Origin of the sequence: Dermatophilus congolensis (assembly GCF_900187045.1) — a bacterium.
Taxonomy (GTDB): Bacteria; Actinomycetota; Actinomycetes; order Actinomycetales; family Dermatophilaceae; genus Dermatophilus; species Dermatophilus congolensis.
In genome coordinates, this window is record NZ_LT906453.1 from 947116 (window position 1) to 962005 (window position 14890).

General features: G+C 62.3%; 11 protein-coding genes. 8 read left to right on the top strand and 3 right to left on the bottom strand.

Annotated features, from left to right (window positions below; translation table 11 throughout):
- Positions 1-56 precede the first annotated feature (56 nt).
- Together CKV89_RS04065 and CKV89_RS04070 are read left to right on the top strand one after the other, a co-directional pair.
- Positions 57-773, top strand: a complete 717-nt coding sequence (locus CKV89_RS04065) for an ATP-binding cassette domain-containing protein (RefSeq protein WP_051277503.1) — start codon at positions 57-59, stop codon at positions 771-773.
- On the top strand, positions 770-2293 hold the full coding sequence (locus CKV89_RS04070; RefSeq protein ID WP_028327182.1) for an ABC-2 family transporter permease: 1524 nt from the start codon (positions 770-772) through the stop codon (positions 2291-2293). Before CKV89_RS04065 ends, CKV89_RS04070 begins: the two co-directional genes overlap by 4 nt.
- Before the next feature lie 47 nt (positions 2294-2340).
- On the opposite strand, the gene CKV89_RS04075 is transcribed toward CKV89_RS04070, so the two are convergent.
- From CKV89_RS04075 to CKV89_RS04085, 3 genes are read right to left on the bottom strand one after another with little or no spacing between them, the layout of a single operon-like run.
- Positions 2341-3150 carry a metallophosphoesterase gene (locus CKV89_RS04075; protein WP_028327181.1) on the bottom strand — a complete coding sequence of 270 codons (810 nt, stop codon included), beginning with the start codon at positions 3148-3150 and terminating at the stop codon, positions 2341-2343.
- Between the two features lie 2 nt (positions 3151-3152).
- On the bottom strand, positions 3153-5030 hold the full coding sequence (locus CKV89_RS04080) for a putative nucleotidyltransferase substrate binding domain-containing protein (RefSeq protein ID WP_051277502.1): 1878 nt from the start codon (positions 5028-5030) through the stop codon (positions 3153-3155).
- Between the two features lie 3 nt (positions 5031-5033).
- Positions 5034-6599 (bottom strand): amino acid permease, encoded by a 1566-nt coding sequence (locus tag CKV89_RS04085; protein ID WP_034400971.1) that lies wholly within the window; start codon positions 6597-6599, stop codon positions 5034-5036.
- 467 nt (positions 6600-7066) lie between these two features.
- On the opposite strand from CKV89_RS04085, the gene kdpF reads away from it, so the two are divergent.
- Genes kdpF through CKV89_RS04115 form a run of 6 tightly spaced genes read left to right on the top strand, consistent with a single transcriptional unit; the run spans position 7067 to position 14785 of the window.
- Complete coding sequence (gene kdpF, locus CKV89_RS12690) at positions 7067-7156, top strand: K(+)-transporting ATPase subunit F (protein ID WP_115029224.1); 90 nt, start codon at positions 7067-7069, stop codon at positions 7154-7156.
- Positions 7153-8799, top strand: coding sequence for a potassium-transporting ATPase subunit KdpA (kdpA, locus tag CKV89_RS04095; RefSeq protein WP_028327180.1), 1647 nt, complete (start codon positions 7153-7155; stop codon positions 8797-8799). Before kdpF ends, kdpA begins: the two co-directional genes overlap by 4 nt.
- The gene (gene kdpB / locus CKV89_RS04100) at positions 8796-10904 is read left to right on the top strand and encodes a potassium-transporting ATPase subunit KdpB (protein ID WP_034400969.1); all 2109 of its coding nucleotides are present in this window, start codon (positions 8796-8798) and stop codon (positions 10902-10904) included. Before kdpA ends, kdpB begins: the two co-directional genes overlap by 4 nt.
- A gap of 1 nt (position 10905) precedes the next feature.
- A complete protein-coding gene (gene kdpC, locus CKV89_RS04105) occupies positions 10906-11484 on the top strand; it encodes a potassium-transporting ATPase subunit KdpC (protein ID WP_028327179.1) in 579 nt (192 codons plus the stop codon).
- A 17-nt stretch (positions 11485-11501) separates the two neighbouring features.
- Entirely contained in the window at positions 11502-14087 is a 2586-nt protein-coding gene (locus CKV89_RS04110) for an ATP-binding protein (RefSeq protein ID WP_084440996.1), read from the top strand.
- Entirely contained in the window at positions 14084-14785 is a 702-nt protein-coding gene (locus CKV89_RS04115) for a response regulator transcription factor (RefSeq protein WP_028327177.1), read from the top strand. The genes CKV89_RS04110 and CKV89_RS04115 overlap by 4 nt, the downstream gene beginning before the upstream one ends.
- Positions 14786-14890: the final 105 nt, after the last annotated feature.

The following is a 14890-nucleotide window of genomic DNA, read 5'->3' on the forward strand; positions in this document are numbered from 1 at the left end:
ACAAACCATGCCGTAGCAGGAAGACCAGGTGACCTGCATCAACGCACGCTGAAGGCATGACAGAAACCACCACCAACATCGCCTTCGGATGCCGAGGAATCACGAAAACCTTCGGCACCCACCGAGTCCTAGACGGACTAGACCTCACCGTCACCGCAGGACGCGTCTACGCACTACTAGGCCGCAACGGCGCCGGAAAATCAACAAGCCTAAAAATCATGCTGGGCCTAGCTACCCCCGACTGCGGGCAAACCTACCTGCTAGGAAACCCATTGACCCGCAACGCCCTGGCACACGTAGGAGCAAGCATCGACGGCCCCGCCCTCTACGGGCACCTCAGCGCCAAAGACAACCTCCGCGTCCACGCCCACCTCACCGGAATCAACGACACCCGCATCAACGAAGTCCTGGCCCATGTCGGCCTAGCCACCACAGGAAAAGCAAAAACAAAAACCTTCTCCACCGGCATGAAAGCCCGTCTGGCATTAGCGATCGCCCTGCTCACAGACCCGCAGATACTCATCCTCGATGAGCCACAAAACGGACTGGACCCTGAAGGAATCATCGAACTACGCGACATGATCCGAGGTCTAGCTGCACAAGGACGAACAATCCTGATCAGCTCACACCAACTCGGCGAAGTAGTCCGCCTTGCAGATGACATCGGTGTATTAGCCCACGGACGACTCCTCTACGAAGGCCCACTTAACGATTTCGCCCAGGGAGACCTCGAAGCTGCCTACCTCGCAGCAACCACCGGGAGCCAGCGATGAGCATCGCCAACACCGCCGCGACACCAACCCAGCACATCACTTTCCAGCAAGCTATTCGCGCCGAACTAACCCGCACCAAATCCAGCGCCTCATCACGGTTCGCGCTCGCAGGTGCCGCGATCGCTGTGCTGCAAGCAATGGGGTGGAGGTTTGTTGCTACCCGGGCTATCCCCGACTGGAACGGTCTCTTCGGGTGGCAAACCATGTACGCCACTGCTCTGCTGGCACCCATCGTTGCTCTCCTTGCCGCGGTCACAGTTTCTCGAGAAAAAAGAGCACGCGAGGGCGGCACCTGGATGCGTCCTCTGAGCGCCCCGATGGCTACCTTCTGCCGAGGCCTTGTGCTTGCGTGGCAGTCTCTTCTTTTCCACGCGCCTTTGACACTCCCACTACTGCTGATCGGCTGGGCCGGTGGGCTGAGCGATCCACCTATCACTCGGATGCTTTCCCTGTGGTTGGTGTTTTGGGCGACATCGCTGCTACCACTGATGGTCGGGTTCGCGATGTCTCGCGTTGTTGGAATGCTGCCGACCATTTCCCTCATGATGGTCTGGCAAGTGGTCGGCACGTTGAAGTCCGAGACAGCGACGTGGTGGGCGCAGCCGTGGACATGGGGTGTCCACGCGGCTCAGCCCTTGCTCGGCGTCCACGCTAACGGCATAGCCCTCGAAACGAACTCTCCTATATGGGAGTGGAACCCCTGGTTGTCAGCTATTGCCTCAGCTGTAGTGGCAGCAGCAGCTCTGTTCTTCTCTGCCCTGCGCGCCCACAGTTGGGTACAACAACGGCCAGGGCTGAGCGCACGGTTACCTAGGAAATCCTCCCAACTGCACAGCGTGCACGCGGCTGTACCGGCGGCCCACACACCAGTGCAACGTGGCCCGGATGTGATCAGCAAGGCCCACCACATCGTATGGCGGGGGACAGGCATCGCGCCTTTGACAGGAATGACTTTGCTGGTGATTGCCGCAGCAGGGTGGATCTGGTCACCCGGTTTCGTTATTGGGCTAGCCACGTGGCTTGTTGTTCCATTCGGATGTTGCATATGCGCTTGCCTCATCGAAACCGCTGAGGCTCCAGGACGTCGTATCGCTATGTTGCGTGCAGATCTTGCCCACCAGGGGCAGGTGATGGCGCGGATGGCGTTGCTGCTAATTGGACTAATCGTTGCGTGGGTGGCCGTGATTGTCATCGCGACAGGTGGTAGCGCTATTGCGGCTATCCGGGTGGCTGTGTTGATCTACGCGGTTGGTGCGGCTGTTTTCTTTGTCAGTTCGTGGCTTGCTACGAGGTTCAGCGCTGCAGCGGCGATCGGTGTGCTTCTCGTTGTGGCTGTCATCAGTCTTGTCTTTGGAGGGTCCGGTATTGCGCAGACACCTCTGTGGGTGATTGGTGTATTGGGATGGCCGGTTACCGCAACATCTGCGCTGCCGGTGGCAGCGACCCTCGCAGCGAGCGCGCTCCTCAGCGGTGTTGCCTACCGCGCTTGGCTTGCTGCGCTACGCCGCTCAATACGGTGAGTCCGCTACCGCTAACCACTACAGGTCGGCCCGCAAAGCAACAGGGGCTACTGCGGTGTGGTGGGTAACTCCCAGGCATGCCAGCGTTGTCTGGGAGTAGCCCCGTGCTGGGGGTCAATGCCGATGATGAATCCGCTTGCCATCAAGGTGGTTTCGTGGCAGGCAGCCAGGTCAAGCAAGGTACGCGCAACGATCTCTTTGTGCGCACGCCACGCGCCCCCATCCCAGTCAATGAGAGAAGAGTGCCCGTGTATCTGGCTGAAGGGCATCTGGTTTCCCTCCCAACTAGTGATGAGTTCCCTGCCAGCTTCGGCCCACAACGGCCCAGCAGTTAGGTCCACGCGGCCAGTGAGCATGACACCGGGACGGAATAGACATGCAAAGTTATCGCGCGCGGATTGGTTCAAAAGGGCTGCGGCCGCGGCAGCGGTCATCGGCGACCCCAAGTCTGTGCGCCAATACCCTTCAGTGAGTCCAGCATGGGTGACGAGGATGTCGCGCCCTGCTGTGGGGATAGCGGCAGCGACCTTTAACAGTCCACTGGCCCACCAGCTGCGCAGAGTGTCTGCAGCTGCTGGGCAGATCCAGTCACGCCATTTGAAAACGGGCGGCCGTAGATATTGGGCTTCGTGGTTGCCTGCAAGCTGGGTCCATCGCCCCGGGTTGGCTTCCATCAAACGGCCGACCAGAGCGATGACGTCTTCAGAATCTGGGCCGCGGTGAATGAGGTCTCCCACCTGCACGATGCTCAAGCCGGCGGGAATGGTGGCAGTGTGCGGGTCGACACCAAGGCGGGTCAGTTCCTTCACGAGGGTGTCGAGGTGTCCGCCTACATCTCCGATGACGACGTGGTGCATCGTCAGCTTCGTTCAGGTGAGGGGCGCCAGTCATCCGTGTCAGACCAGGCAGCCACATTGGCCAGTCGGCGCTGCGCCACAATGATTTCGTGGACCACCTCGGCCAAAACGCTGCGGTCAAACGGTGACATAGAAGACATGCGCATGGTGTTGGTGGGGGGTTTACCTGCCTGTACCTGCGCGATTTGGCTGCGTAACCGCACGCGTTGGAGGACGTCGAACCCTTCGGCGAGCAGAGTGCCCTGTCCTGGTGCCAGTAGGAAAGATTCTTCGGCGGCGCGGAGCCGATCGGCGGTAGACAGTTCGGTGGATTGCATCGCTAAACCGAGCCAGCGGGCGAGGTTCACTAGTGGGCGCAGGGCATCTTTTTTGATGTCGAATGTTGCCTCTCGCCGGAAGACGGGAGCGTGACGGCGGGCGTGCGGGCGCTGGCTGAGCGCATCTCCCAAAAGCAGCCGCAGGGTGGCGGGGTGGCTGCGCAGCTGGTGCAGGTCAAAACTGGCAGCGGCCGTGGCGACATCACCAAAGACAGCTCTGCTGTCCAGGAACAAAGAGATCATGATGGCGCCTTGGTTTTCATGTGGTGAGGCCAGCCATGCTTTGGTGGCGCGTTGCCACGCGCTGGCGGTGCGCGACATGATGTCGCGGCGGGCGCTGACACCGTTGTCGTCGCCAGCGAAACCGGCCTGTTCAAGCAAAGATTCGACGTCAGCGAAAAGAGCCCGATACCGCCGCCGTGTGGTCAGGTCGGTGTCGTCGAGGAACACGACTGCGCTTTCCAAGTCAGAAGAGAGCGCAGTTTCGCGGCGGCCGTTGCTGCCCAGTGTGAGCCACGTGAACCCATCCATAGACAGGTCAGGGTGTTCTTCGAGGCATAGCTCTAGCGCGCGACGCACGATCGCGTCTCCGAAACCGGAGTGGACGCGGATAACTTGGGCGCCAGCTAGTCCTTGCGAAAGCAGACTGGAAAGCACTGCTGGGGTTTGGCGGGAACGTTGGATGAGTTCCTCGCGTGAGGCGGCCAGCCGTAGCTGCTCGTGCAACGCAACATCAGCGGTGGTGGGGCTGAGGCTGAACTCGCGCAGACCCACCACGCCGCGTAGCTCTCCGAATTTATCGGTGACGATGGCGGCTTCAGTTTTGGCGGTGAGGATTTGGGTCAATGATTCCCCGGCAGAATCACCGATCTGCACAGTGGGCACATCGCGGGCAAGCGCCTGGCCGGCAGTGGCGGTGACAGGTAGCCCCTCAGCTAAGACGCAGCGGCGTATCGACCCGTCGGTGACGAGCCCGAAAGTGCCGTCGGCGCGGCGGACAACAACCCCAGGCTGGCGTCGTTGGGTGAGTTCCCGGGCAACATCCACGAGCGGGACCGTGTCATCAACCACGGTGGGGGACTGGTCGATGAGGCTTCCGGTGGTGGCGAACCCAGGAAGTTGGCGTGTTTTCTCCGCCAAAGTCAGTAGATGGTTGGTGATGAATTGTGCGCCTTCAGGAGTGAGGAAGGCTTCGCTGGAGGCGTGCCGGGGGATGAAAGCGACAGTGGCTTTAGTTAAGGCACGTGCGCGAGGGCCGACGGTGCGGCCAGTGAGCATGGCAGAGAATCCGCAGAACCCCCCGGTGCGCAGAGTGTCATCGGGGTGTCCGTGGGCCTGGACCTCTTGCCAAATCCCCACCTTGCCCTTCATGACGAGATAGACACCGGTGGCTGGGTGGTGGAACCCGTCGAGAATGAGATCACCGGGTTGATAGATGGTGATCTCGGCAGCCTCCGCCATCCGGGTGCGGTTTTTCGAAGGCAGGGCCGAGAATGGTGAGACGTCGGCTAGGAGCGCTTCGAGATCGGCAACGGATGTGTTCTCAGCGGCGGAGGCTGCCATGGATTACTTCCCTGCGGTGGTGTCAGGTTTCGTATCGTTGTTGGTGGTGCCCGAGGCCAGCGCGTCGGCAACGTCGGGGTTGGTGTCAGGGTACGTCAGGCCGTTATCGGACCAGACGGCGGCAAGGCGTCCACCAGTGTTTTTCTCCACGGCTGGGCGCACGATACGCCATCCGAGCGCGATGATCAGCGCCAACACTGGGATACCGATGATGACAACAACGAAGTCGGTTTTGTGCCAGAAGTCAGGGGAAGACTTCCAGCCCGAGATAGACATGCCGATGATGACGAACACCAAGAACGCCAAACCGAACCAGCTGGTCCAGGGGTACCCGGGGGCTTGGAACGGGCCAGCAGGGATGACGCCTTTGTTGACGAGCTGGCGCAGGCGCAGCTGGCAGGCGAAAATCGTTCCCCACACGAAAAGCTCACAGATAGCGGAGCATTCGAGGGCGATTTCGAAGGCGTCTGGGGCCAGGGCGTTCAACACAGCGCCCATGAGCAATACGGCACTGGTCAAAAGGATCCCGGCCCAGGGGACCCCGGCGCGGCTCATGCGGGTAGTGAAGAACGGGGCCTGGCTAGCCATACCCATGCTGCGCAACACTCGGCCGGTGGTGTAGAGGCCGGAGTTGAGGCTGGACATCGCGGCGATGATGAGCACGGCCTGGATAGCAGAACCCATCCAGTGGAAGCCCATCGTGTCGAAGATGGTCACGAAGGGGCTGGTACCTGCGGTGTATTGGCTGGTGGGCAGCATCGATGCGAGCAGCAGGATGGAACCGCAGTAGAAAACAGCGATACGCATGATGACGGCATTGACAGCCTTGGGGACTTCGCGTTCAGGGTTCTGCATCTCACCAGCAGCGATACCCACCATTTCGATGGAGGCGTAAGCGAAGACAACACCGGACATCACCAGGATGGGGCCGTACCAGTTGTAAGGCGCTTCGGTAGGCCAGAAACCGCCAGGGTTGCTCCACAGGTTGCTGATGCCTGCCTGATGGTCGCCAATGCGTAGCTGGAAGAGCACCATCACCACACCGACCACGAGGAACAGGACGATAGCGGCGACCTTGAGCAAGGAAGCCCAGAACTCGAACTCACCAAATGCGCGAGCCGAGAGCAAGTTAATGATGAGCACCACAGCCAGGCTGATGAGGACAGTCAGCCAGGCAGGAACATCCGGCCACCAGTGCTTGATGTACAAGGCCACGGCAGAGAGTTCAGCGATACCGGTCAAGCACCAGTGAAGCCAATAAATCCAGCCGGTGATGAAGGCCCATTTTTCGCCGAAGAACTCCCGCATGTACGACACGAAGGCACCAGAAGTGGCGCGGTGCAGGACAAGCTCGCCCAAGGAACGCATAAGGAAGTAGGCAACGATGCCCACGAAGGCGTAGCTGAACAGCAGTGCTGGTCCGGTGCTGTGCAGGCGGGAGGCGGAACCGAGGAAGAGGCCAGTGCCGATGGCGCCTCCGAGGGCGATCATCTGGACGTGACGGCGTCCGAGGGTCTGCTGATATCCGATTTGTTCTGAATGCAGACGATCTTGATGGCTGTGCGACATGCGACCTCCGAGTGAGGGGGGTTCGTGATGTGGCGCGGAATGCGCCTCAGTTCACTTCAATACACAAGTGATCCCTATGTGGACGAAATGATCCCTCATGGTGGCAACAGGTGGGCGGTCCAGGCATGCAGGGTGGGTGAACCCCAAGAGCCCCTGCAGGGCCTAGGAAGGCTCTTTGCGACGGGCAGCTGGGTGGGATGCGCTGGCCATTTTCGAGCAGCGACAGCGTCAAATAGGTATGCCGTTGACGGCAGCTGCGGCCAGGGGGACTGGTGAGCAAAACAACAATCCACAAAAGTGGGATAAATCAAACACCACAAAATCAGCTGAGGAAACCCTGGACATCATTGCCAAAAAACTGATGCGAGCACCCCCAAGCCACCCACCGCATTAAAAACACGTCAAGATCCATCAACCCCGCATCAACACCAACCACCCCCACCCACCGGCGCACGTCAACTAACACCGTGATTGATTACGCCGCCGCGGGCCTGCTTGCCCTCGCACTCCTGGGATACCTGTTATATGCGCTCATCCGGCCGGAGCGATTCTCATGAGCGACCTCACCAGCGCAGCAGCCACATTCGCGTGCGTGGCGCTCATCCTGGCCACCACTCACATCCCCCTAGGCACCTACATAGCCCATGTTTTCACCACAGAAAAACACCTAGGCGTAGAACGCTTCTGCTACCGGATCGTGGGAGTAGACCCCGAATCACAACAGCACTGGACCACCTACACCACCGCTGTCCTGAGCTTCTCAGCAGTCAGCATCCTCACCTTGTGGGGACTCATCCTCGCTCAAGACACACTCCCATTCGCCGACGGCCGCCACCAAAGCATCGACGGCGCCCTCAACACCGCCATCTCCTTCGTCACCAACACAAACTGGCAAAGCTACAGCGGCGAAAACGGCGCCACCCACCTAGTCCAAATGCTCGGACTCACTGTCCAAAACTTCCTCTCCGCCGCAGTCGGACTAGCCGTAGCCATCGCCCTCATCCGAGGCCTGGCCCGCCACGACACCGACCGCATCGGCAACTTCTGGGTCGACCTCACCCGAAGCATCTTCCGCATCCTGCTACCCCTGACCGCCATCGCTGCGCTGCTTCTCCTAGCCGGCGGAGTCATCCCAAACCTCACCGAGCCCCACACCATCACCACCATCACCGGCACCCAACAAACCCTGCCCGCCGGACCAGTAGCTTCCCAAGAAGCCATCAAACTCCTCGGCACCAACGGCGGCGGATTCTTTAACGCCAACTCCGCCCACCCCTTCGAAAACCCCACCCCCACCACCAACCTCATCGAAATCGTCCTCATCCTGCTCATTCCATTCGCCCTACCCCGCACCTACGGAATCCTCGTCGCAGACCGCCGACAAGGCCACGTCGTCCTCGCCCTCATGGCCACCCTGTCCACCCTGACCTGGGCAGCAGCCCTCACCGCCGAACTCACCTTGGCCACCACCGCACAAGGAGCGCTCGCAGGCAAAGAACTGCGCTTCGGAGTGCCCGGATCAGTGCTGTTCTCCGCAGCCACCACCGGTACCTCCACCGGTGCCGTCAACTCCATGCACGACTCCGCCAGCCCACTGGCTGGAGGCACCTACATGCTCAACATGCTGCTGGGCGAAATCAGCCCCGGCGGCGTCGGCACCGGCCTTTACAGCGCCCTCATCCTCGTCATCATCACCGTTTTCCTCGCCGGGCTCATGGTCGGACGCACCCCCGAACTACTCGGCAAACAGATCAGCCGCCGTGAAATCACCTGCGCGGCCTTATTCATCCTCGTCATGCCCGCCCTGGTTCTCACCGGCACCGCCACCGCCGCACTCCTACCCCAAGCCCTGACCAGCCTGACCAACACCGGACCTCACGGGCTCAGCGAAATCATGTACGCCTACACCTCCGCCGCCAACAACAACGGCAGCGCCTTCGCCGGACTCAACGCCGACACCCCCTGGTACAACCTCACCCTCGCCCTGACCATGCTCATCGGCAGATTCCTGCCCATCGTGCTCGTCCTCGCCCTCGCCGGATCCCTAGCAGCCCAACCCCGCCGCGCCATCACCGCCGGAACCATGCCCACCCACACACCCCTATTCGCCGGGCTGCTCCTGGCCACCGCGATCATCGTCGCCGGACTGACCTTCTTCCCAGCCCTGGCACTAGGCCCCATCGCAGAAGCCACGCTATGACCGCCGCCTATCCCACCCCAACACCACCACCCCACAACGGAGACACCGTGACCACCACACCCTCGCTCGGGCGCATCGCCTGGAACAGCCTGCCCCAAGCACTAGCCAAGCTTGACCCCCGCTACACCGTCAAAACCCCCGTCCTCTTCGTCGTATGGGTCGGATCAGTCCTGACCACCATCTTCACTGCCCTCGACCCAAACACCTTCTCCATCTGCGTCACAGCCTGGCTGTGGGCCACCCTCATCTTCGCCAACCTTGCCGAAGCCATCGCCGAAGGCCGCGGAAAAGCCCAAGCAGCCAGCCTGCGCGCCACCAAAACCACCACCACCGCCCTGCTGCTCAACCCCGACGGAACCACCACACAAACACCCTCAACCACACTCACCATCGGTGACCATGTCATCGTCGAACCCGGCCCCCACAGCGTCATCCCCGCCGACGGCGACATCATCGAAGGAGTCGCCACAGTCGACGAATCCGCCATCACCGGCGAATCCGCCCCCGTCATCCGCGAATCAGGCGGCGACAGATGCGCCGTCACCGGCGGAACCACCGTCCTATCAGACCGGATCATCGTCCGCGTCACCAGCAAACCCGGCGAAAGCTTCATCGACCGCATGATCGCCCTGGTCGAAGGCGCCCAACGACAAAAAACCCCCAACGAAATCGCCCTGGGAATCCTGCTCACCACCCTGACAGTGATCTTCCTACTCGCCGTCACCGCCCTGGCGCCCCTGGCCGCCTACTCTGGACTCACCGTCTCAATCATCACCCTGGTCGCCCTGCTCGTCTGCCTCATCCCCACCACCATCGGGGCCCTACTATCGGCCATCGGCATCGCCGGGATGGATCGACTCGTCCAACGCAACGTCCTGGCCACCTCCGGCCGCGCCGTCGAAGCAGCAGGCGACGTCAACACCCTGCTCCTGGACAAAACCGGAACCATCACCTTCGGAAACCGCCGCGCCGTAGAAATCCTGCCCGCCACCGCAGTCAGCGACGAAGACGTCCGCGACGCCGCGCTGTTGTCCTCACTAGCCGACGAAACCCCCGAAGGCCGCTCCATCATCGACCTCATCAACAGCCACACCACCGACACCGCCACCCAAACCCGCACAACCGCCACCAACAACGGCGCCGAATTCATCCCATTCACGGCACAAACCCGCATGTCAGGAGTGCAATTCCCCGACGGGCGCGCCGTCTACAAAGGCGCCGCCACCGCAATCACCGCCTGGGTACGTGCCACCGCAGACACCATCCCCGACAACCTCGAAGCCACCGTCAACAACATCTCCGCCGCCGGAGGGACCCCCCTAGTCATCGCCACCCAAACCCCACACAACAACACCCCCCACCGCCGCATCCTCGGCGTCATCCACCTCAAAGACATCGTCAAACCCGGCATGCGTGAACGATTCGAACAACTACGCCGCATGGGAATCCGTACCGTCATGATCACCGGCGACAACCACCTCACCGCCCAAGCCATCGCCAAAGAAGCAGGCGTCGACGACTTCCTCGCCGAAGCAACCCCCGAAGACAAACTCGCCCTCATCACCAAAGAACAACACGCAGGACAACTCGTAGCCATGACCGGCGACGGCACCAACGACGCCCCCGCCCTAGCCCAAGCAGACGTCGGTGTCGCAATGAACACCGGCACCTCCGCCGCCAAAGAAGCCGGAAACATGGTCGACCTCGACTCCGACCCAACCAAACTCATCGACATCGTCAGCATCGGCAAACAACTACTCATCACCCGCGGCGCCCTAACCACCTTCTCCATCGCCAACGACGTCGCCAAATACTTCGCGATCATCCCCGCCATGTTCACCAGCGTCTACCCCGGACTAGCCGTGCTGGACATCATGCACCTACACAGCGCACACACCGCCATGCTCTCCGCAGTCATCTTCAACGCCCTCATCATCGTCGCCCTCATCCCACTAGCCCTCAAAGGCGTCACCTACCGCGCCCTCAACGCCCAAGCCCTCCTACGCCGCAACATCACCCTCTACGGCATCGGCGGAATCATCACCCCATTCATCGGCATCAAACTCATCGACCTACTCGTCTCCCAGCTACCCGGATTGGCCTGACATGCACACACTCACCCGACAAACCACCGCCGCCATCAAAGCCCTCACCCTGCTCACCCTCACCCTCGGCCTCGCCTGGCCACTGACATTTACCGGCCTAGCCCAACTCATCGCCCCCACCCAAGCCAACGGCTCCCTCATCCACGACACCCACGGAAAAACCATCGGATCGACCCTGCTAGGCCAACCCACCAGCGGCCCCGAATGGTTCACCCCCCGCCCCTCAACCTCCAACTACGCCGCAAACACCTCCGGATCAGACAACCTCAGCCCCACCAGCACCACACACCTGAACACCATCAACCACCGCCGCGCCACCCTCACCGCCGCCAACCCCCACGCCACCACACCCATCCCCACCGACGCCCTCACCGCCAGCGGCTCCGGCCTAGACCCCCACATCAGCCCCGAATACGCACACTGGCAAGCACCCCGCATCGCCCAAACCCGCGGCATCCCCCTCACCGACATCCACACACTCATCAACCACCACACCCAAGGACGCACCCTCGGATTCCTCGGCCAACCCCGCGTCAACGTCACCGAACTCAACGCCGACCTCGCCCACACCCACCACTAAAAACACACCCAACACTCATGCACAACACACCCCCACCACACCCCACCACGGGCGACAATGAACTCGTGCGCAAAGGACGATTACGGATCTACCTCGGCGCCGCCCCCGGAGTCGGCAAAACCGTCGCCATGCTCGGCGAAGGCCACCGACGAGCCGAACGCGGCACCGACGTCGTCATCGGAATCGTCGAAACACACGACCGCAGCTACACAACCAAAATGCTGCACGGACTAGAAACAATCCCCCGCATCACCCGCACCCACCGCGGCACCACCCTCACCGACCTCGACGTCGACGCCGTCCTGCGCCGCAACCCCGACGTCGTTCTCGTCGACGAACTCGCCCACACCTGCATCCCCGGATCCCCACACCGCCGCCGCTACGAAGACATCGAAACCCTCCTCCAAGCCGGCATCGACGTCATCTCCACCGTCAACATCCAACACCTCGAATCCCTCAACGACGCCGTCCTAGCCATAACCGGCGTACGCCAACAAGAAACCGTCCCCGACCACGTTGTACGCAGCGCCGACCAAATCGAACTGGTCGACATGTCACCCGAATCCCTCCGCCGCCGACTCGCCCACGGCAACGTCTACCGCCCCGAACGCGTCGACGCCGCCCTGGCCAGCTACTTCCGCCCCGGCAACCTCGCCGCCCTACGAGAACTAGCCCTCCTATGGCTAGCCGACCGCGTCGACGAAACCCTCCAGAAATACCGCGCCAACCGCGGCATCAATGCCCCCTGGCCAGCACGAGAACGCATCGTCGTCGGCCTGACCGGCGGCCCCGAAGGCGAACAACTCCTCCGCCGCGCCACCCGCATCGCCTCCCGCGGCGCGGGCAGCGAAGTCCACGCCGTCTACGTCACCACCAGCGACGGCCTCACCAGCGCCGACTTCGCATCCGTCGCAGCACAACAACGCCTCACCGCCGACCTCGGCGCCACCTTCCACACCGTCAGCGGCGACGACATCGCCACCGCCCTGCTCGACTTCGCACGCAGCGTCAACGCCAGCCAAATCGTCATCGGAACAAGCCGACGCTCCCGCCTGAGCCGACTCTTCGACCCCGGCGTCGGCGAAACCGTCGTCACTCACGCCGACGAAATCGACATCCACATGGTCAACCACGACCACGCCCACCCAAGCCGCACCTACCTACCCACCCGCGCAACCCTGAGCCGAACCCGCCGCATCACCGGATTCACCATCGGCACCGCAGGCATAGCCCTACTCACCACCCTCCTGACCGCAACTCGCAACCACCACGACCTACCCCTAGACGTCCTGCTCTACCTCGCCCTGACCGTCCTATCAGCCCTCATCGGCGGACTCGGCCCCGCCCTATTCACCGCCATCGTCGGATCCCTCACCCTCAACTGGTTCTTCGCCCGCCCCATCCACACCTTCACCATCGCTGACCCGCAAAACGTCGTCGCCCTCATCGTTTTCGTCCTCGTCGCCGCCGCTGTCTCCTCTGCCGTCCACCTCAGCGCCCGCCGCGCCAGCCAAGCCCGCGCCGCCGAACGCGAAGCCGCATCACTCACCCGCGCATCCCACGCCATGCTCGCCGCACCCGACCCCCTGGACTTCCTCGTCCACGAATGCCTCGACATGTTCGACATGCACGCCGCCGCCATCATTCGACACAACCCAGAAACCACCACCCCCACCACCCTCGCCGCAACAAACAACTACAACCCCAACCACCTCCACAACGCTGCAGTCCGCGAAAAAATCGACGAAAACACCGAACTCGTCCTCATCGGCCCCGTCCTAGCCAGCACCGACCAATCACTAGTCTCCGCATACGCATCCCACGCCTACGCAGTCCTGACCCGCCGCGCCCTCCAAGCCGAAGCCGCCACCGCAGCCTCCCTAGCCAGCGACAACCGCGCCCGCACCGCCCTCCTGTCAGCCGTCTCCCACGACCTACGCACCCCACTTGCCGCAGTCAAAGCAGCAGTCAGCAGCCTGCGCTCCACCGACGTCCAATTCACCCCCGAAGACCAAGCCGAACTCCTCGCCGCCATTGAAGACTCCGCAGACCGCCTCAACACCCTCGTCGGTAACCTCCTGGACGCCTCCCGACTCCAAACCGGCGTCGTCAAACCCCGCTGCCGCGCCCTCGACATCACCGAAGAAGCCCGCACCTGCGCCGCCGCAACCAGCGAACCCCACCGCATCCACATCCACACCACCACCCCCACACCAGGATGGGCCGACCCTGGGTTGCTCGACCGCTGCCTAGCTAACCTCCTCGAAAACGCCCTGCATTACTCCCCACCAGGCCACGACGTCACCGCCGACATCGGCGTCATCGCACAACGAACCCAAATCCGCGTCGTCGACACCGGCCCCGGCGTACCCACCGAAGACCTCGAACGCATCTTCGCCCCCTTCCAACGCCGCGGCGACGCCCCCTCCGGCGACGGAGTTGGACTCGGCCTAGCCGTAGCCCGCGGCCTAGCCGAAACCATGGGCGCAACCATCACCGCCGACCCAACCCCCGGCGGCGGACTCACCATGACCATCGATCTACCCACCACCGCCCCAAACACCACCCCGCCACCACCGGCTGCGACAGGCTCACAACCATGACCCCACCAGCGAACACCCCACGCATCCTCGTCGTCGACGACGAACCCGCCATCGCCCGCACCCTACGCATCAACCTCAACGCCCGCGGCTACCACGTCATCATCGCCGCAGACGGCAGAACCGCCCTCAGCGCAGCCGAAGAAGAAACCCCCGACCTCATCGTCCTCGACCTAGGCCTGCCCGACATCGACGGCGTCGACGTACTACGCCGCCTGCGCGAAAACAGCTCCGTCCCCGTTGTCGTGCTCTCCGCCCGACACGAAGCCGACGACAAAGTCGAAGCACTCGACCTCGGCGCCGACGACTACGTCACCAAACCCTTCGGCATGGACGAATTCATGGCCCGCATACGCGCAGCCATGCGCCGCAGCGCAAACGACACCGACGACCCCACACCACCGGTACACACCCCCCACTTCACCCTCGACCTCCAAGAACGCCGCGCCACCCTCACCGACGGCACCTGCATCCACCTCACCCCCACCGAATGGCGCCTGTTGACCGCACTCGCACGCCACCGCGGCCGACTCGTGCCCCACACAGACCTCCTCCACGAAGTATGGGGACCCAAATACAGTCGTGAATCAAACTACCTGCGCGTTTACGCCAACCAGCTGCGACGCAAACTCGAACCCATCCCCAGCCAGCCGCGCTACCTCATCACCGAACCAGGCCTGGGCTATCGACTCGACGCATAAACCCCAGCCCTGCGCTTGAGGAACTAGCCCTGCCTTTTGTGCCCTCCACCCACCCCCTGGACAGCACCGAACCAAACCAAGAGACCCCGCAAAGAACCGTTCAGA